The organism is Tritonibacter sp. SIMBA_163 (genome assembly GCF_046535935.1).
Lineage (GTDB): Bacteria > Pseudomonadota > Alphaproteobacteria > Rhodobacterales > Rhodobacteraceae > Epibacterium > Epibacterium scottomollicae.
Window position 1 is genome coordinate 1 of record NZ_JAWJBP010000471.1, and the last position, 271, is coordinate 271.

Sequence of the window (271 nt, forward strand, 5' to 3'; positions counted from 1 at the left end):
CGTCCACCGCATCCGGCGCGGGTGTCTCGCCCGGCACCAGGACCTCGGCCAGGGCGTCGGCCGCCATGTCGGCCGTCGTCATCGCGAAGGAGCAGCCGACCCCGCTCATCGGGTCGAGCGACAGGGCGGCGTCGCCGACGAAGGCCGCGCCGCGATGCACGGGCCGGCGGACCAGGTTCGGGTAGTCGCGATAGCCGCGCAACCGCGGCACCGGGCGCGCCGCGCTCAGGTCCGGGCAGTCGGGGAAGCTCTCGAACAGGGCGATCAGTCG

Annotated in this window: 1 protein-coding gene; it reads right to left on the reverse strand. The window is 74.9% G+C overall.

Translation table 11 applies throughout. The features are described from left to right. Window positions 1-271: NAD(P)/FAD-dependent oxidoreductase (locus R0J92_RS23165; RefSeq protein WP_411053399.1), on the reverse strand; the 271-nt coding region annotated here is incomplete at both ends.